The organism is Pelomicrobium sp. P1 (assembly GCF_052805615.1).
In genome coordinates this window covers 25,997-46,527 of the sequence record NZ_JBRBEM010000020.1, presented here as the reverse complement: position 1 = coordinate 46,527, position 20,531 = coordinate 25,997, and the positions used below count along the sequence as shown (strand labels likewise).

The following is a 20,531-nucleotide window of genomic DNA, read 5'->3' as shown; positions in this document are numbered from 1 at the left end:
GCGGGGCGCCCTCCGGGCACGTGATCAACATCCGGGAAGTGCGCCTGGCGGCGGGGGCGGAGTTCGTGGTCATGATCTGCGGCGACATCATGACCATGCCGGGGCTGCCCAAGGTGCCCTCGGCCGAAAAAATCGACCTGGACGAAAACGGCAAGGTGGTGGGATTGTTCTAGCAAATCTGGATTGACATAGCTGCGAATATCATCGACGGAGTGGTGATCGCGAGCGGTACTTGGAGGCGATGAAGGAAAGGGCGTCTTGGATCACTCCGGTGCCGGGGGCGTGGGGCCGATGACGGCGACCATGCTGCTCGGTAACATCATCGCCGCCGCCGAGCGCGCCTGAGCATGACTTGTTCGGGGGTTCCATCAGGGTGGAGCCCGGGCTGCCGTCTGATAATCAGTCGGCGAGGCTTGGCGGCAGGCGCTTCATCGGATCATGGAAGGGCCGCCGCGCCACGCATCCGGTCACAACGTACCGTCATCCAACAAGCGCTGGATTTCCTCAGGGCTTGCGATCGTTATCCTTCTGCCGTCGACACTGACCCAGCCCCTCCGTTGAAACACCTGCAGGCTTTCATTCACTCTCTGGCGAGAAGCGCCAATCATGTTTGCGAGCTCCTGGTGGGTGATTTTGACCCTGAGCTCGATTCCCTTCTCGCACGGATAACCCCAATTCTGCGCCAGGCGCAGCAGCAGTCGCGCCAGGCGCACATTTGTCTTTAAGGACACCTTGTCTGTCATCGCGTCGCAGGCGAGGCGTAGTCGCGCGCCCATCAGTCGAATGACGTTTATTGCGAGCTGCGGATGCGCCTTTAGTACCTGCTCGAACGCTTTGCGTGGAATCGTGAAAACCGTCGATCGTTCTACGGCCTGGCCATACACCGATTGCTCGAAAGATCCCGTGATTCCCCCCGCCCCGAAAAGATCTCCCGGAACGCAGAACCAGAAAATGGTCACGGCGCCTTGAGGCGAGAGCTGGTAAATCTTGACCACCCCGCTTTCCAGGAGAAATACGCGGGTTGCTGGATCGTCAGCTCGGAACACATGCTGGCCCTTGCGATATTCGTGCCGCTCGGCGCATTGGAAAAACGCCTGGCGGGCCTGCGAATCGGCTTCGTCGAACAGGTTGACTTTCTTCCAGTACCACGGCGCAACGTTAGCCATTCGTCGTTCCCGGGCGGGCTCCAGGTAAATCGGCAATCCTCACGCCTATCTTAGCATAAATATGTCGCGTTGGAGACATATTAAATCCATCAAATGTCACGCTAGTGACAGAAAGGCAACCTGCTGCGGGATAAAAATGACTCGAACCGTAAGGCGTCTTGACCAGGAGTAAACCATGTCGGAGAACATTCGAAAAAAAGTCACCTTGAACTATCTGCGCCAGAAAAAGGCACGTCGAGAGCCGATCACGGCGATCGGAGTTTACGACGCACCGATGGCGGCCATCGCCGACCGGGTCGGCTTCGATCTGCTCATCATCGGCAACGCGGGCCCGATGTCGCTGTTCGCACATAAGGACCCAACGACGGTCAAATTCGAAGAGCAGCTCTTCATGACCCAGGCAGTCAGCCGAGTTGCACGCTATGGCTTTATCGTCGCTCACATGCCCTACCTCACCTATCATGCGTCCAAGGAACAAGCAATCACCAACGCCGGGCGCCTGATCGCCGAGGGCGGCGCGGACGCGGTGAAATGCGAAGGCAACCGCTATACCGCCGAATACATCGCGGAAATCGTGCGGGCCGGGATCCCGGTCATGGGGCACATCGGCATGATGGCCTCTCGCCGTACCGAGCAAAGCGGCTTCGGCATCAAAGGCAAGACGGCTCAAGAAGCGCGGGAGATCGCCGAGACCGCGCGGGCCTTTGTCGATGCCGGCGTGTTCGGCTTCATCGTGGAGCAGGTGCCCACCGAGGTCGCGGCGTACCTTACCCGCACCTTGCCGGTGCCCGTGATTACGTTGGGGGGTGGCCGGGTGAATGACGGCGTTTATCACATCAGCGGCGACGTGGTGGGCTACAGCGCGTTTCCCATACCGAAAAATCGCGGCGGCTTCGTCAATGTGGGTCCCATGATCGAAGAAGGCCTGCGCCGCTACCGGGACGAGACTGTTGCCGGCGCCTACCCGCTGGAGGAGGACAGCTTCCACATGACGCCCGAGGAGCACGAGAAGTTTCTCAAGATGGAAGGAGCTGCGAAATCTGGATCCGCGCAGGCGGTCTGGTAAGCGGCCTACCCGAAGCGGAGAGCGATACGTTTCGATAAGGAGGAGGATCTGTCATGCATGCACACCGCCGCACATCGCGTTCCTTCAGGCGCCTGGCGTTGGCGTTCACGGCTGCGGCGGCGATCGCTTCGGCCCCTGCGGTTGCCGCCGGGTATAACGACGCAGACTACAGGAGTATCGCGGCCAAGGCCAAGCAGCTAGACGGACCGCCGGTAGAGATCAGCAGCAACTACTGGCTGGCATGGACCGGAGCTTGGGACACGGTGATCATGAAGGAGGCCAGGCTATGGGAAAAATGGCTTCCCAAGGGCAGCAAAGTGAACTGGAAGCGCAATCTTCAGGGCCCCCCGGTGATCACCGACCTGATTGCAAATAAGCAGCAGATCGGCTACATCGGCGACAACCCGTCGATCGTCGCCACGACCAAGCGTGCCCTGGCGCCCATCAACATCGTGGCCGTGAACGAGATCTCCAACGGTCGTATGTGCGGCATGCTGCTAGTGCGCTCTGATGCACCCAAGTTCGGTGGCTACAAGGAGGCCATCAAGTGGCTCGACGGCAAAGTGGTGGGAGTGCCGAAGGGGAGCTGCGCCGATAGGCTCGGTCAGTACATGCTCAAGAAAGAAGGCATCAAGGTCACCTGGCAGCAGATGCAAGCAGAAGTGATCGTCACCAGCCTGCAGGCCAAGAAGATCGACGCCGCCGCATTGTACGAGCCTCACCTGTCGAAGGCGGTGTTCGACGGCCACGCCCGGTTCGCGGTTTCCCCTGCGGCGTACGGAGAGGGCGACGCCAACACGGTGGTCATGCGTAAGGACTTCATCGAGAAAAACCGCGATGTTGCCATCGCTTGGCTGAAGGCCAACATCGAAGCGCTCTATTTTCTGCGCGATCGCCCGATCGAGACCATCAACTACGTCAAGAAGGAGCTGCCCGAGTACACCAAGGAAAACCTCTGGTATGCCATCTACGGAAGGCCGCCCGCAGAGACAGGGGCGGACGACATAGCCCTGAAAGGGGTCATGACATTCACCCCGGAAGTGCGCGAGCTTCTGAAACGAGGCTATGCCTTTCTGCGCGAGATCCAGGTCGTCCATGAGCCGGATCTGCACCCGGAAGCGCTGCAGGACGATTTGGTGGTTCAGGCGTTCAAGGAGTTGGGGCTCGATCCAAGCAAGGGATTGTTCGAAATCAAGGCAGGAACCAAGAATCCCTTCAAAGGCGATGAGCTGATCAAGTAGACGATCAGCCTATGAGAAAGGCCGCAGCATTCTGCCAGGCGCATGACGTGCTCCGAGAGGAGTTGCAATTTAAAACGGACGGACTATGGCACGAATCCCAGTGATTAAAGCGCTGACGACACCTGTTCCTGGCGCGGGGCTTCGGATAGCGGAAGCTGGCCTGCTTGACGACTATGACAGAAGATTGACGCAGTCGAGCGATTGGCCTGTGGCGGCAGGGGATGTCGCAAGCCGTGCGACCAGGTTTCTCAAGGGCCATAAATTCCTGTACGGGATTCTCGGGTTTGCGGGCTTCTTTTCGATTTGGTATGTCCTGACCAAGTTCTTCTCGCTGCCCCGCTTCGAATTCATTCCGGACCCTTTGTTCCTGTTCAGGGAATGGGTGAGCTTGGAGCCGAAATACGGCGTCTCGCTGTTTACGCCGGTTTATTACGAGCACATCGCGGTCAGCACGCTTCGGGTGTATACGGCGTTTGCGATTGCCATCCTGGTGGGAACGCCCCTCGGCATCCTGCTCGGCTGGAGCCGGCTCATGCGCAACCTGATCTTCCCGGTGGTCGAGATGTTGCGCCCGATTCCGCCCCTCGCTTGGGTTCCGTTGGCTGTGCTGATGCTCTATGGGACGGAGATGCCGGTCATCTTCGTCACCATGCTGTCGGCATTTTTCGCGACGGTGCTGAATACCTACCTGGGGGTGCGCTCGATTCATGAATCGTATTTTCGCGCCGCCGCTTGTCTCGGCTACAACCGCTGGCAGGTACTAATCCGGGTCGTGGTCCCGGGCGCTTTGCCGTTCATTTTTACCGGGCTTCAGATCGCGATGGGCGTGGCCTGGTTCTCCCTGGTCGGGGGAGAACTGATCGCCGGACGCTCCGGCCTCGGATACATGATCTTCGACGGATACGTCCAGGTCGCGTTACCGAACATCTTTATCGGAATGATCACCCTGGGTGTGCTGGGTTATGTCTCGAGCGCCATCATCCGCAAAGTCGGAGAGTGGCTAATGGCGTGGCAGAGCAAGGAGCGAGGTGTGGCGTGAATACGGCGACGAAGGCATTGCGTCCCTCTTGGCAGACACGACTGGTCACCCGTATCAAGAATCCCGTGATCTGGCAGGGCGTCCTGGGCATCCTGTCGTTCTTCCTGATTTGGCAGCTCGCGCGCATGGTGGGGTTGATGGCGGTCATGCCGACGCCGGTCGAGGTGGTCAAAGGGATCCCTGAGCAGATGGCACAGGAAGGCTACTGGATGAGCTGGGTGAGCAGCGGATGCCGGGTATTTCTGGGTTTCTTCATCGCCGCTGGATTGGCGCTCGCATTGGGGCTCGCGATGGGGCTGCAGCGAAAATTCCGGTACATGTCATTTCCCATTCTTGAGATCTTCAGGCCGATTCCGCCGCTGGCGTGGCTGCCGCTGTCGATCTTGTTCTGGCCGTCAGCGGAGATGACCATGGTGTTCCTCACCTTCATGGGGGCTTTTTTCCCCATTTTCATCAACGTGCTCTCCGGCATCGACAACATCGACGTGCGCTACATCCAGGCGGCCAGGTCGTTAGGTTCGAGCCCGAGGGCGCTGTTCTGGAAGATTCTGGTGCCTGGCGCCCTACCCTCCGTATTTACGGGGCTCACCATCGCCATCGGGATTACTTGGGAAGTGGTGATCGCCGCGGAGATGGCTTCCGGCAACAACGGCCTAGGCTACTTGACATGGAAAGCTTACATGGGCCAGTCACTCGTGGGGATCGTCATCGGCATGTTGAGCATCGGCGTCGCTGGCATGATCTCCAGCGGGATCATGAGCTGGATAGGGAAGATTGCCATGCCTTGGCGCCGCGCTTGAGGGACGGACGCTGCACTGGTCCGGAACCTGCGATTCAAGGAACGCGCATCGAGGGGTCGTCATGCTTACCACCGAGGAAAAACTCAAGCTGCTGCGCCTGAGCTCATTCCTGAGAAAGGCGCCTCTAGAGGTTCTCAAGGAGGCTGCGGAAGTCGCCGTTGAGCAGTCCTTTGAGAAAGGTCAATTCATCTTCGCTAAAAACGATCCAGCAACAGATTTTTACATCTTGGTGGATGGAAAGGTGGGACATCCCGAGGTCCAGGCCGCCGAGGAACAATTCTCCGTGGCGCGCGAAGTGAGCGCTCCGGGACAGTTGTTCGGCTTTGCTGCCCTGGTTCAGGGGATGCCCAGGCGCGTGATTTCGGCGCGGTGCGAGCGGGCGAGCAAGGTGCTCGCTCTGAACGGACGGTGGTTCCAGGACAAATGCCGGGAATACGGCGGAAGGGAAGGCCACGAGCTGCTGCAGGAGCTGGCGCGGGCGTTTGCGGGACACGAGCGGGCGGTGATGAACCGCTCGGGATGGGTTTCCATTCGCAACGCTGGCAAGATCTATGATCCTCTCGGCCGCGCCGTGGTGGCGGTCGATGACTGCTCGATCGAGATCCGTCCTGGGGAGTTCTGTGCCATCGTCGGGCCGTCTGGCTGTGGAAAGTCGACGCTGCTCAACGCCATCGCGGGCTTTGACACGCTGACCGACGGCGTGATCTACCTGGACGGCGAATGCGTCAACCGGCCAGGCGCCAGGCCGAAACCAGGGCCGGACCGCATCGTCGTGTTCCAGAACGGCGCGCTGTTCCCCTGGGCCACGATTCGGGAAAACCTCATTCGGGGCCCGGTAGTGCAAAAGCGCATGAGCGAGGAGGCGGCGGTCGTGAGGGCGCGAGAGCTGCTCGCTCGGGTAGGGCTTACCGATATCGAAGAACTCTATCCAGGTTCGATTTCGTCGGGGATGTGCCGGCGCGTGGAGATCATTCGTGCGCTCCTGAACGACCCCCGGGTCATTCTGCTGGACGAACCGTTCCGCGGTCTGGATGCCCTCACCAAGACGGTGACGCACAACGCCCTGCTCGAGCTCTACGACCTCTCGCACAAGACGGTCCTGTTCATCACTCACGACTTGGAGGAGGCGATTTATCTCGCCGACCGGGTATTGGTGATGACGACGCGGCCAGGGCGGATCAAGCAGACCATCCTGGTCGACCTGCCCCGGCCCCGCAGCACGAAGATTCTCGCTGCACCGGAGTTTATGCGGCTCAAGGACGAGGCCATCGAGGCGGTGCACGAAGAGGCGGTGAAGGCTTTCGCCGCGGGAGAGCGGGAGCTCGCATAGGAGAATGCAATGAGGAGCTTAACGGCGATCTCCACGGTAGGGCACACGCGGATTGCGAACGTGGGAAAGGTTTACGCGCGAGGGGACCGACCTGAGGTCGTCTTGCGCAAGTGTTCTTTCGATATCGACCCAGGGAAACTGACGGTGCTGATCGGACCATCCGGCTGCGGTAAAAGCACGCTGGTCAAGCTGATCGCAGGATATGAGAAACCAAGTCTCGGCGAGATCACCATCGATGGGGACCGCGTGGAGCGCCCCGGGCCAGACCGAATCGTCGTGTTCCAGGAGACGGCGTTGTTTCCCTGGATGTCGCTGCTCGACAATGTAGCCTATGGCCCCATTCAGAAGGGCATCCCAGCCGACAGCGCGAGAGAAGAGGCGATCCGATTGCTCGCAAAGGTGGGGCTCAAGGGCTTCGAAGATCGGTTTCCCGAAGAGCTCTCGGGCGGAATGCAGCGCCGTGCGGAGGTGGCGCGGGCCCTGATCAACAAACCGAGGCTCATGCTGCTGGACGAGCCGTTCCGCGGCCTCGATCACATGACGCGTGGGCTGATGCAAGAGTACTTCCTGGGGCTCTTCGAAGAAAACCATATGACTACCTTGTTCGTAACCTCCGAGGTGGAAGAGGCGATCTTCCTTGCGGACCGCCTGGTGATCCTGAGCTACAAGCCGACTGCAGTGAAGGCGGTCATCGATGTTCCGCTGCCGCGGCCACGCGAGTTTCACATGCTCACGTCGGACATCTATGCAGACCTGAAGGACCAGGCTCTCGGACTCCTGTACGAAGAGGCTCTCAAGGGTTTTGTCAAGGGCACTGCCGCGGCCAAAGAAATGGAGCGCCTCGTCGCGATGGCGAAAGGGATGAATGAGTAGCGTTGCGCCTTTGGCAATCCACGTCGGGCACGCAATACAGCCGGGTGCGAATGCGCTGAGCGAATCTTTGCGCGACGGTCGCTTTTTCTGGACGATCGAGTTCATCCCCTCCGTGGACAAAGTGCTCCGAGACGAGCTTCACAAGCTCGGCGGCATCGCGGAGATCATGAAGGACGAATCGGGTCTCGCGGGCTTCTCGGTAACCGACCGGGTCGTGTCCGACCGCGATCCTGACCCTATCGCGGCCGCTTCTCATTTGCTCGACCATAGCGGAAAGCAGCCGCTGGTGCACTTTTCTGGCAAGGGGCGGGAGCTCGATCAATTTCAAGACTTCCTCCAGCGCATGGAGGACAACGGCCTCGAGAACATATTGATTCTCACCGGCGACCGCCTGAAGGAAGAGCCGATGGACCGGCGGCCCCGTTACTTGGAATCAGTGCCGGCGATCTACGAAGCGCGCCGTGCATATCCGAACCTGCTGATTGCTGCAGCCCTGAATCCATTCAAGTATCGCGAAGAGGACGCCATGGCCCAGTATTTGAAGCTTGGAAAAAAAGTCGGCGCTGGCGCGAACTTCATCATCACCCAGATCGGGTTTGACATGCTCAAATACGAGGAGGCGCTTTTCTGGGTGGAGGCGCGCGGTTACCGTATTCCTCTCGTGGCGAACGTGATGCCGCTTTCTGCGGCGCGAGCGCGCTACATGCGCCAACACCAGCTTCCGGGCGTCACCGTGACAGATTCGATGCTTTCGCTGCTGGAGGCGGAAGAGCGTCTGATGTCGGACAAGGGCGCTTCGCGCGTATTGCGCCGCCTGGCCCTGCAAATTCTGGGCGTGCGCTTTTACGGGTATGCAGGTGTGCAGATCACAGGTATCCACTCGATCGAGAAGCTCAGAGCGCTGCAAGCGGAGCTGCGCGAGCTCTCGGACCTATGCACCGACCGCGTTACATGGAGCAAAGCGTGGAACGAGGCCCTTGCGCTGCCGGAGGGCGGACAGGCAGACCCCGCCCCCGCTCACGAGCCCTGGTACCTCGCCAGGCCGCGAGTGAGGCGCACCCGAACAAGGGAGCGAGTCAAGTACTCCCTTATGGATCGGGTTCACAGTTTCATGTTCGATAGGGGCCTCGCAGCCCGCGCCATGGCGCCCTTGCTGCGGCCGATCAGGCGACACGGGTTGGGGGACGCGCTACTAGAGCGGGTGGAGCGGGCGATCAAGGGGCCGCTCTTCGGGTGCGAGACGTGCGGGATGTGCCGCCTGGCCGCGACCCAGTATGTTTGTCCAGAAACGTGTCCCAAAGGGCTCGCGAACGGGCCGTGCGGGGGTACCAGCGAGAACCTTTGCGAGTTTCGGGATCGGGAATGCATCCACAGTATTAAATACCGCATCGCGAGGGACGTCGGGGTTCTTCATGAGCTCGAGACATGGATCATCCCCGCCGTTCCAGCGGCGAACCGGCATACGTCGTCATGGCCGCCTCACTTTCGCGGCGAGGGGCCGCAGATCACGCTGGTCCCCCATCCGAAAGTCGGGTTTCGTCAAGGGGCTGGTGGCAACAAATGCAAGGGAACCGGATAAGGCGGATCGAGGAGGCTATTAAGCTTCGGACTCATGGTCTTAGGGCTGATGCCAGTTCCTGCACAGCGGCGCGACGGAGCCCGCAGGTCATCCCTGACCCGTTCAGAGCGAAGCGCCAGTGCTCGATTATGGTCCATTCAGCCGTCAACCGGTGCTCGCGGCACCCGCTTCAACGGATCGTAGAAAGGCAGCCGCGCCACGCGCCCGGTCAGTCCGGGTCCCAGGCGCACCCGGGTGCCCGGGTAGCGGTCCTCCGGGTGCACGAACCCCATGGCGAGCGTCCGCCGAAACAGGGCTGAGCGGACCGCGCTGGTGAGCACGGCGAGGCCGGGCGCGGGCGGCCCTAGGGGCGGGTCGAGAGCCAGCACCTCCTCCTGGAAACGCGGCTCGGGCAAAAGCCCTGTCAGTCTTTTCCCCTCCGGGCGACGGGCGAGGGCGGCCGCGCCCAAGTAGCGCTTACGGGCCGAGAGCAACCGGCCGAGGCCCAGCTCCTGGGGAGTCGCGGGATCCGCCAGCTCACGGGAAAAGAGGATGAACCCGCCCTCCACCCGCAGAGCGTCCGCCGCAGCGAACCCGCATTCCGCGAGGCCGGCGCTCCGGCCCGCATCGACCAGCCCTTCCCACAGCGCCTTCGTGGCTGCTCTATCGACAAAAATTTCGTAGCCCAGCTCCCCGGTGTAGCCGATGCGGGCCACCCGGCACGGCTCCCCGAACAAGCGAGTTTCGAGGAAAGCGAAATAACCCGGCAAGGCGCCGGCGCCGCAGCGCCGGAGCAGGGCGGCGCTAGCGGGTCCCTGGAGGGCGATGACGGCGTCCCGGCCGGAGCGGTCCTGGATCTGGACGTCAAAATCCGCGGCCACCCGTCCCACATGGTCGATGTCCGAGCGCCGCCCGGTCACGATCCAATAATGCGCCTCCCCGATGCGCCAGACGGTGGCGTCGATGAAAACGCTTCCGTCCTCTCGCAGGAGCAGGGTGTAGGCGAGCCGCCCGGGGGCAAGCCCCTCCAGATCCCGGGTTTGTAGGCGCTGGAGAAACGACAGGGCCTCCGGTCCGCGCGCTTCGAAGCAGCCCATGAAGGAGAAATCGTAGAGGCCCGCGCTCGTGCGGGTGGCGCGTTGCTCGGCGAGGGGATCGCCGAAATGGCGGGGAACGAAGAGCCTGGGACCGAAGGGGTCCAGGGGGATGCCGCGGGCGCGAAAGGTGGCGGTGAGGGGAGGCTCCAGAAGACTCGCCTGCATGATCGATCACAAAGGCTTCTTCGGCCACCAATGAACGCGAACGCCCACGAATGAGAAAACGACCAGTTTTAATCGCGAGAATTCGTGCCCGTCCGCGGCTTACACGACGCTCAAGGCCCGCGCCAGGAGTCCCGCCCCCACCACGACGCACAGCACGGCGACGAAGCGGCGCACGAGCTGGACGTTGACGGCGTGGACGATCTTCACCCCGACCGCCACGCCCACGATCTCCATCACCGTGACCGGGACGGCTACCTGGAAATTGATCGTGCCGTATTGCAGGTTGCCCAGGGTTCCCGAGGCGGCCGCCAGGATCTGGATCACCTGGGATACGCCGATGGTGGGCAGCGCCGGGAAGCCGAACAGGACCATGAGGGGCACGGAGAGGGCCGGGCCGCCCACGCCGGTGAGGCCGGAGCCGAAGCCGGAGACCGCGCCGATCGCGAGGAGGAGCGCTTTCTGTCCCGACGGATGGTCGTCCAGCGCTGGGTTGGGCGCCCCGTGCCAGGAAGCGAGGGTATAGACGCCGGCGAAGATGATGATCCCGGCGAGGATGGCGCCGAGGGCGGGGGCCTGGAGCCGGGAGTTGGCCCAGGCGCCGAAGAAGGCGAACACGGCGGCGCCGGCGCACACCGGCACGGCCAGGCGCCAGTCGATGCTGCCTCGGCGCTGGAACAGCCAGGTGCCGAGGAGCCCGGTGAAGAGGAAGGTGAAGAGAGCGGTCGCCATCGCCTCGTGGATGACCAGCCCGGCCAAGGCGGTGAGGGCGGGGATCAGCAGGATTCCCCCGATGCCTACCGCGCCGATCAGGGCGCCCACCAGGAAGGCGACGACCAGCAAAAGGAGCAGGGTCACTTCTGCTCAACGATGTGGTGCACGGGCAGCTTGCTCATGTGCCATTCGCCCGTGTCGGCATCGTATTGGGAGGCGGTGAAAACGTGCCACTCGGCGTCGTTCAGCTTCGGGTAATCGGCGCGATAGTAGTAGCCCGGCCAGCGGGTTTCCTGCCGGAACAGCGTGTGCCGGGCCACCGCTTCCGCCGTCAGGACCCGGTGGTGGAGCTCCCAGGCCCGCTGGAGCTGGTGCAGGTCCTCGGCGCCGAGATGTTCGAGGTCCTCCTTGAGCATGGTGAGCAGCTCCAGGCCCCGATTGAGCAGCGGTTCGTTGGTCACGTAAAAGGTGCTGTAGCCGCCCACGTACTCGTCCATGAGCTTCTCCAGCCGCTGCAGGCCGTGAAGGGGCAGCAAATAGCCCGGAGCGACGGTGCCGGCGACGATCTCGTTCCTTCCCACCCGGTAGTTTTCCAGCGGCTTGAAGACGGTCTGCTCGAGCTTGTTCACCCGGGTTTCGTCCAGCCGGGGCTCGTCGCCTTTCCGGTCCAGGACGTAGCGGACTGCCGCCTTGCCGGCCAGCCTTCCCTCGGTGAAAGAGCCGGAAGAAAACTTGTGGGCGGAACCGCCGATCGTGTCCCCCGCCCCGAAGAGCCCCTGCACCGTGGTCATGCGGTTGTATCCCCACTGGTAATCCGCAGGCGCCACGTCCTCCGGCCCGCTCGCCCAGGCGCCGGAGCAGGTGGCGTGGGAGCCCATGACATAGGGCTCGGAGGTGATCAGCTCGGAGGGCCTCTCCTTGGGATCGATGTTCTGGGACGCCCAGACCACCGCCTGGCCGATGGTCATGTCGAGGAAATCCTCCCAGCCGATCTCCTCTTTTTCCTTGGTGTCGAGGACGTGCTGGGTCTGCATGTAGATCGGGCCCCGGCCGGCCTTCATCTCCTCGATCATGGCGTGGTTGCGCAGGCAGGTGGGAAACGGATGGCTCTTGGTGTATTTTTCCCCCACCATCTCGTTGAGCTGGTCCAGGTACTTCGCCTCGTAGCTTTCGCCGTAGGCGTTGGTGGCCTGGGACTTGAGCAGCAGGAACCAGGCACCGACCGGGCCATAGCCGTCCTTGAAGCGGGCAAGCACGATGCGGTTTTCCATTTGAATCATCTTCGCGCCCGTCGGTATCAGGAGACCGTAGGCCGACGCGCTGCTCCACGGCGCGTACCAGGTCCGGCCGGTGCCTTCGCCGATCGCTCTGGGCCGGTAAATGTGGGAGGCGCCGCCGGCGGCGACGATCACCGCCTTCGCCCGGAAGACGTAGAAGTCGCCGCTGCGCACGCTGAAGCCGACGGCGCCGGCGATGCGATTGGGGTCGCTCCTGTCCGTCAACAAGTGGGTGACCATGATGCGGTTGTATACCTCGCTCGCGGCTTTTCTGGCGGCCTCGGCGATGATGGGCTTATAGCTCTCGCCGTGGATCATGATCTGCCACTTGCCTTCCCTCAGGTACCGGCCGGTCTGGGGGTTCTTCATGATCGGCAGGCCCCACTCTTCGAACTTGTGCACCGTGGAATCCACGTGGCGGGCGATGTCATAGACCAGGTCCTCGCGCACCAAGCCCATGAGGTCCCCGCGGGCGTAACGCACGAAGTCTTCAGGCTGGTTCTCGTTCCAGCGCATGCCCATGTAGCAATTGATCGCCGAGAGCCCGTGGGCGACGGCGCCGCTCCTTTCGATGTTCGCCTTTTCCACCAGGACGATCTTCAGGTCCCGGCCCCAGTAGCGGGATTCGTAAGCGGCCCCGCAGCCGCCGAAGCCGCCGCCAATGATGAGGATGTCCGAGTCAACGAACCGGGTTCTTCTGGCCATGGCGTCACCCCTTTTCCGGCCGCGGCAGCACGGGCAGCGCTTCTACCTTGAGCGCCTCGGGCTCGTGGGCCAGCATCGGCGAGGCGAGCGCCCTGGCGTCGGGCCGCTCGTATTCCGACGGCGGCTTGATGGAGCCCCAGGGGGTGGTCCGGATGGGGAAGGTGAACTCCTTCACCCGCCCGTCGCGGTAGCGGATCTTCCAGTAGACGCGGTTGCTCTGCCGGTCGCGGAGCACCCGGACCTTGTGGCCGAGGGGTGCGAAGTCGGAATAGCCCCGCACGTCGATCGCGTGCTGCGGGCAGGCCTTCACGCACGAATAGCACTCCCAGCAGAAGTTGGGCTCGATGTTGTAGGACCGGCGGTAGACCGGATCGATGTGCATGATGTCCGACGGACAGATGTCCACGCACTCGCCGCAGCCGTCGCAGCGCGTCATGTCCACGTAGGTCGGCATGGCTTCAGTTCCTGCAGTGGAGGCCGCCGGCGGGCGTCGGCAGGTCGGAGGCGCCGCTCGCCTCCTCGATTCTGCGCTGGTACGCCACCGCGGGCTTGTAGAACATGTGGGCGAACTTGGACCAGGGAACGGAAACGAAGAGCAGGGTTGTGAAGAAGATGTAGAGACCGAAGAACAGCAGGGTGGCCGCCGGGCTCTGGAGCGTCGTCTGCACAAAATGCCAAACCAGGGCGAGCGCGGCGCTCGCCACAAGGGAACCCACGAAAAGATCAGCGCGCACCAGGCGGAAGGGCGGATGGCCCTCGTAGGCCACGTTCACTCTGAGGAAGAAGAAAAACCACAGACCGCCGGCGAGGATCATCAGGGCGCCCAGGTTCCACAGGATCGGCAGGACGGCCGGCGTGTGGGCGGCGCCGGCATAGCCGAAGACCATCACCAGGGTCGTGATCACGTACAGCAGGAAGCCGTACATCATCAAAAGATGAGACAGGCGCCTCAGCCATTTGCAGAACTCGCCGGAGACCGCCCCCTCCGCGAAGGTCCTGATCGCTATCGAAAACCTCTCGGCTCCGCTGAGCTGTCTCGGGGCTGCGGTCTTCGATCTTTCCCTCCGCAGCGCGAAGTACTTGCCGCTGCCCTTGTGGTAGATGTCAAACAGCGTTCCAGCGGCAACGGCGATTGCCATCAGGGTGACGTACACCTGCATGGCGAAGGGAGGCACAAGCTCCGTCACCGCGGCGAATGGATTGCTGGTGAACATGAAAACCTCCCAAACATGTCGGCTGATTGCTCGTTAAGGTTTGCTGCAGATTCCGGCGTAGGCAAAACACCTGCACCGGGAACGGCCCTGCTTTCCCTGCGCTCGATGCCCTATCTTCTCGGCGGAAACCCTGCCGCCTTCTCCTTATCCGGCGCTTTCAACTATCGCTGGTCGAGCCCTCGGCGGACGGCTCTCAGGCTCCTTCCGTCCACACCCCCTTTCGTCTGCGAGCTTGATCTCTCGTCGGCCGGCTCATCTGACCGAACCCCTCCGAGGTCCAAACTTCTTAACGCAGAAGATATCCGGAAGCAATAGAAAAATCTTTCATAGTTATAAATTTTTCTTTTTGCCTGCCGGGCTATGCGGTTTATGCCTATATCATCCGGAGGCGAACGAAGTGAGCTCTCCGGTGATGAGGAAGTTGAGCTGCTTCATCACGTGGTAGCCCATGCTGTGGTCCCGGTCCATGGCTTTCAGGAATTCGTTGCCGTTGATCGCCAGCACCCTGCAAGCGGTGAGGCAGTAAGCGGTGGCGATGCGCCGCTGGGCTCGTTCTACTACCGCCGCCCAGCCGAAGATCTCGCCGCTGCGGATGAGCTCCCCCGCGGTGGCTTGGCGTCCGCCGCGGCCGATGGTGAAGCGCACCAGCCCCTCCACCAGCACGTAGAAGTCCACCGCCTGGTCGCCCAGGTTGTAGATTTCGGCGCCCTGGGGGTATTCCTCCACCCGGAACAGGGGGGCGAGCGCCGCCAACTGATCCGTGGTGAGATCGGCGAAAAAGGCGCTGGAGGCGAGGAAGGCGGCCACGCCCTGGGACAGGACGTCCGGGGTGCCGGGGGCTACTTCTTTTTCCATCCCACCATCTCTTGGAAGCGTTTGAGCTCCTCCTCCTTCATGAACACCGTGTGCTCGGGGCCCGGGTAGTCCCGGTTGCGCACGTCCTTGATGTAGTCCTTGTAGACTTGCTCGATGATGGGGATCAGGTCCACGTAGACCTTAGAGTGGCGCGGGGTGTGCTTCTCGTACAGGTGGAAGAGGTCCGAGCCGATGATGTGCACCCCGTCCGCCCGGTTGCCCGCCCCCAGACTGATGATGGGAATCGGCAGGGTCTCGGCCAGATACTGGCACACCTCGGAGGTGGTCACCTCGCACAGGATGGAGAAGCAGCCGGCGTCGTAGAAGGCCATGGCGTCGTCGATCAGCTCCTTGGCCCGGTCGGCGGTCTTGCCCTGGGCGGCGAAGCCCCCGAGCTGGGGGATGCGCATGGGAGTGATGCCGATGTGGCCCTGCACCGGGATGCCGGCCTTGACGATCGCCTCCACGTACTTGGCGTGGTGCTGGTTGCCCTCGCATTTCATCACTTCGGCGCCCCCCTGGGAGACGTACTTGGCGGCGTTGTCCACCGCCTGCTGGGTGGAGAGGTGGAAGCTCATGTAGGGCATGTCCACCATGCGTAGCCCGTACTGGGAGCCGCGCTTGACCGCCTGGGCCATGAACATCACCTCCTCGAAGGAGACCGAGGTGGTGTCCTCGTGGCCGAACAGCACCATGCCGCCCGTGTCCGACACGCACAGGATGTCCACCCCCACCCGATCCGCGATGATGGCGTTCGCATAATCGTAGACGGCCAATTGCACGATCGGCTCCCCGCGCTTCTTTTTCTCCATGAGCATGGGGATGGTGACTTTCTTGCGCTTTTGCTCGGTCGCTGCTCCTGCCACGGCTCGCTCCTCCGATGAGTGGACGGTTGGGAATGTATCGGCTTCTAGCAAGCCATGTGCCAAACCGAAGTATCGATTGGGGACAGGGACTTAACCCTTCGCCCGGGCTTCGGGGCTCCCCGCTTCCGCGGGGGCCGGGTTTCCGATCGAAACATCGCGTGCGGATGGAAACACGCTTCCACCGGTTCAGGCGGACCGTTTTAGGCCTCCTCTTCCCGTGCCCTCCCTTCGAGGATCGCCGTTTCGGTACAGTCCCCAGCGCCGGCGCCGCACCCACAGGGCCTTGCGGCCCACCCCCAGCATGGCGGCCAGCTCCATCTCGCTGTGGGTGTCCTGGTAGCGCCGCACCACCTCCTTCATGTACTCCTCCACGGGCAAGGGGCGGTCGAGGAACTCGCCGGCCGTCCCCGCGCCGGGGGCCGTCGCCGCCCCCTTGGCGGGGGGGTCCTGGAGGGAGAGGACGCTGCCCTCGGTCAATATGACACTGCGCTCGATCAGGTTTTCCAGCTCGCGCACGTTGCCCGGCCAGGGATAGCTGTAGAGGAAATCCCGCATGGCCGGGCTCATGCCGGTGATGCGCTTACCCAGCCGCCGGCTGTGCTCCTCGATGAAGTGCTGGGCTAGGATTTCCACGTCCCGGCCCCGCTCCCGCAGGGGAGGCACGTGGATGGTGATCACGTTGAGCCGGTAATACAGGTCGGCGCGAAACAGGCCTTGCTCCATGGCCTGCTTCAGGTCCCGGTTGCTCGCGGCGAGGAAGCGGGCGTCGGTGGCGTAGGTGTGCTTCGACCCCAGCGGCCGCACCTGCCGCTCCTGCAACACCCGCAGGAGCTTCACCTGCAGGTTGAGCGCCAGTTCCGAGATTTCGTCCAGGAACAGGGTTCCGCCGCTCGCCTCCCGGATCAGCCCGTCGGCTGCCGCCACCGCCCCGGTGTAGGCCCCCTTGGCGTGACCGAACAGTTCCGACTCCAGGAGGTCGGCGGGAATCGCGCCGCAGTTGATGGGAACGAAAGGACCCTCGGCACGGGGGCTCGCGTAGTGGATCGCCTGGGCGACCAGCTCCTTACCCGTGCCGCTCTCGCCCTCGATCAGCACGTTGGCGTCGGAGGCGGCCACCCGCCGGATCATGTCCAGCACCCGCAAGATGCCCTCGCTTTCCCCGATGATGCGGCGGCTCGAGTAGACGCGTTTCAAGCTCCGCTTGAGCATCGCGTTCTCTTTGCGCATCCGCTGCTCATCCAGGGCCCGTTCCACCGAGTACAGGAAGTCGTCGTTGTTGAACGGCTTGATGATGTAGTCGGTGGCGCCAGTGCGCAGCGCCTCGATGGCGCTCTCGATGGAAGAGTAGCTGGTCATCAGGATCACCGGCGTGTCCTGGCTCGCTTCGCGCAACGCCCGGATCACGTCGATGCCGCTCCGGTCCGGCAGGCGCAGGTCGCTCACCACCAAGTCGAAGGCCTCGTTCTGAGCCCGTTCCAGGCCCGCCGCGGCGGTGGTGACGAACACGCTCTCGTAGCCGGCGATGCGCAGCATGCACTGGATGCACTCGCCGACGCCCAGGTCGTCGTCGATCACCAGGATGCGCTCGTCGCGGGCGCGGATTTTCAGGTTGGAATGGTTCATTCCGGTCGCCTCCACAGGGGCAGCTCGATGTAGAACCGGGCGCCCTTGCCATAGGTGCTCTCGGCCCGCATGCGGCCGCCGTGCTCGTGGACGATCTCGTTGCTGATGGTAAGCCCGAGCCCGGTGCCTTCCCCCCGCGCCTTGGTGCTGAAGAAGGGGTCGAAGAGCTTCGGGAGGTGCTCGGGACGGATGCCGGGCCCGTCGTCCTGGATCATGATCTCCACCTGCTCATTCCCCAACCGCCGGGTGGTGATGAGGATGCGCCCGCGCCCTTCCATGGCCTGCACGGCGTTGGCCAAGACGTTGAAGAACACCTGCAGCAGCTCTCGCGCGTTTGCACGCACTAGCGCCGCCGGGTCCTTGTGGTGCTCGACGGCCACCTCCCGGTACGTGCGCTCGTGGCGCACCAGGGCGAGCGCCTCCTCCAGGACGGAATCCACCGCCACGGGGCGCCGGGGCTCGGTGGCGGCCCGGGAAAAGCCGGAAAGCTGGCGCGAGATCTCCAGGATGCGGCGCACGTTGGCCGAGATGCTGGCGAGGCCCTGTTCCAGCACTTCGGGATCGCGCCGGCCGCTGGACTCGAGGATCTGGAGCATGGAGTGGATCGCCGCCAGGGGGTTGCTGATCTCGTGACACACCCCGGCCAGCATGAAGCCGAGGGAGGCGAGCCGCACGGTCTGGGCGTGCTCGGTCTCCAGCTCGGCAAGGCGCGTCTCGTCGGTGACGATCAGCACCGCGCCGCTGGCGATGGGGCGCAGCCACACCCGCTCCACCGTCTCCTTGCCTTGCGCCTGGCGGGTGACCAGCGCCTCCTGGGCTTCTTCCATGCCGCCGCGCAGGGCCGCGGCGTAGTCGGGAAGCGCCTCCTGCAGCAGGGGGGGCGCCTGGGGATCGAGGCGCAGGCCCCGCCGCTGCATTTCGGCGTTGGCGCACACGATCCGACCTTCCTCGTCCAGGAGCACGGCCGGCCAGGGCAGGGCGTGCAGCACCGGGAACAGGGCGTGGTGGAAAATGGGCTCGGTCTTTGGCATCCGGCGCTCCTGGGAAGCGGGGGCCTTGCCGCTTCGGTGCTCGTCCGAAGTCTTCGGCCGGGACATCTGCCTATGCCTCCGCCGGGGCCCGCGCCCGCTCAATGCGCCGCTCGTCGATGGGCCAGCACAGGCCCGCCGCCACCAGGCTCAGCCCGATCGCGAACAGCCACACCGCCTGGTACGAGCCGGTGAGATCGAAAATGTAGCCCCCGTACCAGGCGCCCAGGAAGCTGCCTACCTGATGACCTAGGAAAGCGATGCCGAATAAAGTGGACAGGAAATTGACGCCGAAGATCTGGGCCACCAGCCCGTTGGTGAGGGGCACGGTGCCGAGCCAGGTGAAACCCATCACGGCGGCGAAAACGTAGACCGACAGGGCCGTGACGGGCACCAGCAGGAAAACGCCGATGGTCGCCGCCCGGACCAGGTAGATCGTGGCGAGAAGGTTTTTCTTGCTGCGGCGGTTGCCCAGCACGCCGAAGGCGTAGGACCCCAGGATGTTGAGCGCCCCCACGAGGGCCAGGGCCGTCATGCCCGTCGCCGCCGTCATGCCCCGGTCCAGGAGATAAGCCGGAAGGTGCAGCATGATGAAGAGGGTCTGAAAGCCGCACACCAGGAAAGACAGGGTGAGGTACCAGAATCCCCGGTGGCCGCGGGCTTCCGCCAGCGCCTGGGAGAAGTTCAATGCGCCGCCGGCGCCGAATCCCGCCGGGCGCCCGGCCAGGGCGGCGGCCAGGGGCACGATCAGGGCCGAGGAGAGGGCCATGACCGCGAGCGCCCACTGCCAGCCCAGGCTTTCGATCAGAAACTGGCCGTAGGGGAGCATCACGAACTGGCCGAAGGAACCCCCCGCCCCCACGATCCCCAGGGCGGCGGAGCGGGACCGGTCGTCGAAGGCGCGGCCCACCACCCCCATCACCACGCCGAAGCTCGTGCCCGAAAGACCCAGGCCCACCAGGAGGCCCGCGGTCAACGCGAATTCCGCGCCGCTGGTGGCCAAGGCCATGAGAGCAAGGCCCCCCGCGTAACAGGCGCCGCCGACCGCGAGCACCCGGCCTGCGCCGTAGCGGTCGGCAATGGCGCCGGCGAAGGGCTGGGCCAGGCCCCACACCAGGTTCTGCAAGGCGATGGCAAAGGCGAAGGTCTCCCGCCCCCAACCGAGATCCAGGGTCATGGGTGGCAGGTACAGGCCGAAGGACTGGCGTATGCCCAGCGCCAGCATGAGGATCAGGCTCCCGCAGAGCAAAATCCCCCGCGGGTCGTACCCCGGTCGCTGCGCCACCCTTTCATCCTCCTCGGGCCGTCGGGTCCGCTTCCTCGGCGTCGCGCCGGGCGCGCGACCGAGACGGGCTTTTTTTGGATGCAATCGCTTACATTATACACACGCTCCCTCCGCCGGGGCACCGCGAGCAAAAAGAGGCCGGGAACGCGTTCCCGGCCGAAGCCTCACGACAGGGAGGAGGAAGCCGTTACCTCATCAATATTTTCGAGGGTGCGGGAAAGTCCTCTTCACGCCGCCGGATCCAGCCGGTCGTAGTCGATGTACTTGAATCGGGGCTCGTGATTGGGCGTGCCGCGCAGCGCACCGCACTCTCGGGCGGGCTCCCAGTGCACCACCTCTTCGATCTTTCTCGCCAGGGCGAAATCCTTTTCGGTGAGGCCCCCCGCCTTGTGGGTCGACAGCCGCACCGTCACCGTCCCGTAGGCGAGGCACACTTCCGGATGGTGCCAAGCCGCCTCAGCCAAGTGGCCGATGGCGTTTACCACCATCAGGCCTGCCTTCCAGCCGCTCGCCCGATAGCGGCGGCAGATGTGACCGTCCTCCACGTACCAGAACGGCAATTCCGTGGCTAGCCGGACCCGGGCCTCGTCCTCCGTATAAACCTTTTGCGTCGCCTGAGTCTGCATTGGTCG

The 20,531-nt window shown here is 63.3% G+C and carries 20 protein-coding genes and 1 pseudogene; 9 read left to right on the top strand and 12 right to left on the bottom strand.

Going from position 1 to position 20,531, the window contains the following annotated elements; genetic code table 11:
• Positions 1-173 (top strand): formate--tetrahydrofolate ligase (locus ACUVYZ_RS16335; RefSeq protein ID WP_446033020.1); only part of this gene is annotated, 173 nt, incomplete at its 5' end.
• 294 nt (positions 174-467) lie between these two features.
• Here ACUVYZ_RS16335 and ACUVYZ_RS16330 read toward each other — a convergent pair.
• Complete coding sequence (locus ACUVYZ_RS16330; protein WP_439935466.1) at positions 468-1,166, bottom strand: Crp/Fnr family transcriptional regulator; 699 nt, start codon at positions 1,164-1,166, stop codon at positions 468-470.
• A gap of 175 nt (positions 1,167-1,341) precedes the next feature.
• On the opposite strand from ACUVYZ_RS16330, the gene ACUVYZ_RS16325 reads away from it, so the two are divergent.
• The 8 genes and pseudogenes from ACUVYZ_RS16325 to ACUVYZ_RS16290 all read left to right on the top strand — a co-directional run bounded on the left by ACUVYZ_RS16325 (position 1,342) and on the right by ACUVYZ_RS16290 (position 9,094).
• Positions 1,342-2,232 (top strand): 3-methyl-2-oxobutanoate hydroxymethyltransferase, encoded by an 891-nt coding sequence (locus ACUVYZ_RS16325; RefSeq protein WP_439935467.1) that lies wholly within the window; start codon positions 1,342-1,344, stop codon positions 2,230-2,232.
• Between the two features lie 53 nt (positions 2,233-2,285).
• The gene (locus ACUVYZ_RS16320; RefSeq protein WP_439935468.1) at positions 2,286-3,473 is read left to right on the top strand and encodes an ABC transporter substrate-binding protein; all 1,188 of its coding nucleotides are present in this window, start codon (positions 2,286-2,288) and stop codon (positions 3,471-3,473) included.
• 100 nt (positions 3,474-3,573) lie between these two features.
• On the top strand, positions 3,574-4,512 hold the full coding sequence (locus ACUVYZ_RS16315) for an ABC transporter permease (protein WP_439935469.1): 939 nt from the start codon (positions 3,574-3,576) through the stop codon (positions 4,510-4,512).
• Entirely contained in the window at positions 4,509-5,312 is an 804-nt protein-coding gene (locus tag ACUVYZ_RS16310; protein ID WP_439935470.1) for an ABC transporter permease, read from the top strand. Before ACUVYZ_RS16315 ends, ACUVYZ_RS16310 begins: the two co-directional genes overlap by 4 nt.
• A 61-nt stretch (positions 5,313-5,373) precedes the next feature.
• Positions 5,374-5,733: pseudogene (locus tag ACUVYZ_RS16305) on the top strand (cyclic nucleotide-binding domain-containing protein); the annotation flags it as partial.
• Positions 5,734-5,817: 84 nt separating this feature from the next.
• A complete protein-coding gene (locus tag ACUVYZ_RS16300) occupies positions 5,818-6,642 on the top strand; it encodes an ABC transporter ATP-binding protein (protein ID WP_439935506.1) in 825 nt (274 codons plus the stop codon).
• A 60-nt stretch (positions 6,643-6,702) separates the two neighbouring features.
• A complete protein-coding gene (locus tag ACUVYZ_RS16295; protein ID WP_439935471.1) occupies positions 6,703-7,515 on the top strand; it encodes an ABC transporter ATP-binding protein in 813 nt (270 codons plus the stop codon).
• Positions 7,508-9,094 carry a methylenetetrahydrofolate reductase C-terminal domain-containing protein gene (locus ACUVYZ_RS16290; protein ID WP_439935472.1) on the top strand — a complete coding sequence of 529 codons (1,587 nt, stop codon included), beginning with the start codon at positions 7,508-7,510 and terminating at the stop codon, positions 9,092-9,094. Before ACUVYZ_RS16295 ends, ACUVYZ_RS16290 begins: the two co-directional genes overlap by 8 nt.
• A gap of 137 nt (positions 9,095-9,231) precedes the next feature.
• Here the strand turns inward: ACUVYZ_RS16290 and ACUVYZ_RS16285 are convergent, their stop codons facing one another.
• From ACUVYZ_RS16285 to ACUVYZ_RS16235, 11 genes are all read right to left on the bottom strand, one after another.
• Positions 9,232-10,335, bottom strand: coding sequence for an aminomethyltransferase family protein (locus tag ACUVYZ_RS16285; protein WP_439935473.1), 1,104 nt, complete (start codon positions 10,333-10,335; stop codon positions 9,232-9,234).
• A 99-nt stretch (positions 10,336-10,434) separates the two neighbouring features.
• Positions 10,435-11,190: a sulfite exporter TauE/SafE family protein gene (locus ACUVYZ_RS16280; RefSeq protein ID WP_439935474.1), complete on the bottom strand. Its 756-nt coding sequence runs from the start codon at positions 11,188-11,190 to the stop codon at positions 10,435-10,437.
• A complete protein-coding gene (aprA, locus tag ACUVYZ_RS16275; RefSeq protein ID WP_439935475.1) occupies positions 11,187-13,028 on the bottom strand; it encodes an adenylyl-sulfate reductase subunit alpha in 1,842 nt (613 codons plus the stop codon). Before aprA ends, ACUVYZ_RS16280 begins: the two co-directional genes overlap by 4 nt.
• A gap of 4 nt (positions 13,029-13,032) precedes the next feature.
• Positions 13,033-13,482: an adenylyl-sulfate reductase subunit beta gene (aprB, locus tag ACUVYZ_RS16270; RefSeq protein ID WP_439935476.1), complete on the bottom strand. Its 450-nt coding sequence runs from the start codon at positions 13,480-13,482 to the stop codon at positions 13,033-13,035.
• 4 nt (positions 13,483-13,486) lie between these two features.
• Positions 13,487-14,242 (bottom strand): adenylyl-sulfate reductase, encoded by a 756-nt coding sequence (locus ACUVYZ_RS16265; RefSeq protein ID WP_439935477.1) that lies wholly within the window; start codon positions 14,240-14,242, stop codon positions 13,487-13,489.
• Positions 14,243-14,620: 378 nt separating this feature from the next.
• A complete protein-coding gene (locus ACUVYZ_RS16260) occupies positions 14,621-15,097 on the bottom strand; it encodes a Crp/Fnr family transcriptional regulator (RefSeq protein ID WP_439935478.1) in 477 nt (158 codons plus the stop codon).
• Positions 15,082-15,963 (bottom strand): 3-methyl-2-oxobutanoate hydroxymethyltransferase, encoded by an 882-nt coding sequence (gene panB, locus ACUVYZ_RS16255; RefSeq protein ID WP_439935479.1) that lies wholly within the window; start codon positions 15,961-15,963, stop codon positions 15,082-15,084. Before panB ends, ACUVYZ_RS16260 begins: the two co-directional genes overlap by 16 nt.
• Before the next feature lie 186 nt (positions 15,964-16,149).
• Positions 16,150-17,586 carry a sigma-54-dependent transcriptional regulator gene (locus tag ACUVYZ_RS16250; protein ID WP_439935480.1) on the bottom strand — a complete coding sequence of 479 codons (1,437 nt, stop codon included), beginning with the start codon at positions 17,584-17,586 and terminating at the stop codon, positions 16,150-16,152.
• Positions 17,583-18,617, bottom strand: a complete 1,035-nt coding sequence (locus ACUVYZ_RS16245; RefSeq protein WP_439935481.1) for a sensor histidine kinase — start codon at positions 18,615-18,617, stop codon at positions 17,583-17,585. The genes ACUVYZ_RS16250 and ACUVYZ_RS16245 overlap by 4 nt, the downstream gene beginning before the upstream one ends.
• Before the next feature lie 70 nt (positions 18,618-18,687).
• Positions 18,688-19,839, bottom strand: coding sequence for an MFS transporter (locus tag ACUVYZ_RS16240; RefSeq protein WP_439935507.1), 1,152 nt, complete (start codon positions 19,837-19,839; stop codon positions 18,688-18,690).
• A 287-nt stretch (positions 19,840-20,126) separates the two neighbouring features.
• Positions 20,127-20,525, bottom strand: coding sequence for a 4a-hydroxytetrahydrobiopterin dehydratase (locus tag ACUVYZ_RS16235; RefSeq protein WP_439935482.1), 399 nt, complete (start codon positions 20,523-20,525; stop codon positions 20,127-20,129).
• Between the last annotated feature and the right edge of the window lie 6 nt (positions 20,526-20,531).

Bases quoted from the DNA above. Each gene is read 5' to 3' on its own strand.
- aprB (WP_439935476.1), bottom strand. From the start codon at position 13,482: ATGCCGACCTACGTGGACATGACGCGCTGCGACGGCTGCGGCGAGTGC.
- ACUVYZ_RS16285 (WP_439935473.1), bottom strand. From the start codon at position 10,335: ATGCAGGCGAGTCTTCTGGAGCCTCCCCTCACCGCCACCTTTCGCGCC.
- ACUVYZ_RS16250 (WP_439935480.1), bottom strand. From the start codon at position 17,586: ATGAACCATTCCAACCTGAAAATCCGCGCCCGCGACGAGCGCATCCTG.
- ACUVYZ_RS16290 (WP_439935472.1), top strand. From the start codon at position 7,508: ATGAGTAGCGTTGCGCCTTTGGCAATCCACGTCGGGCACGCAATACAG.
- ACUVYZ_RS16325 (WP_439935467.1), top strand. From the start codon at position 1,342: ATGTCGGAGAACATTCGAAAAAAAGTCACCTTGAACTATCTGCGCCAG.
- ACUVYZ_RS16240 (WP_439935507.1), bottom strand. From the start codon at position 19,839: ATGCTGGCGCTGGGCATACGCCAGTCCTTCGGCCTGTACCTGCCACCC.
- ACUVYZ_RS16260 (WP_439935478.1), bottom strand. From the start codon at position 15,097: ATGGAAAAAGAAGTAGCCCCCGGCACCCCGGACGTCCTGTCCCAGGGC.
- ACUVYZ_RS16330 (WP_439935466.1), bottom strand. From the start codon at position 1,166: ATGGCTAACGTTGCGCCGTGGTACTGGAAGAAAGTCAACCTGTTCGAC.
- aprA (WP_439935475.1), bottom strand. From the start codon at position 13,028: ATGGCCAGAAGAACCCGGTTCGTTGACTCGGACATCCTCATCATTGGC.
- ACUVYZ_RS16265 (WP_439935477.1), bottom strand. From the start codon at position 14,242: ATGTTCACCAGCAATCCATTCGCCGCGGTGACGGAGCTTGTGCCTCCC.
- ACUVYZ_RS16245 (WP_439935481.1), bottom strand. From the start codon at position 18,617: ATGCCAAAGACCGAGCCCATTTTCCACCACGCCCTGTTCCCGGTGCTG.
- ACUVYZ_RS16320 (WP_439935468.1), top strand. From the start codon at position 2,286: ATGCATGCACACCGCCGCACATCGCGTTCCTTCAGGCGCCTGGCGTTG.
- ACUVYZ_RS16235 (WP_439935482.1), bottom strand. From the start codon at position 20,525: ATGCAGACTCAGGCGACGCAAAAGGTTTATACGGAGGACGAGGCCCGG.
- ACUVYZ_RS16300 (WP_439935506.1), top strand. From the start codon at position 5,818: ATGAACCGCTCGGGATGGGTTTCCATTCGCAACGCTGGCAAGATCTAT.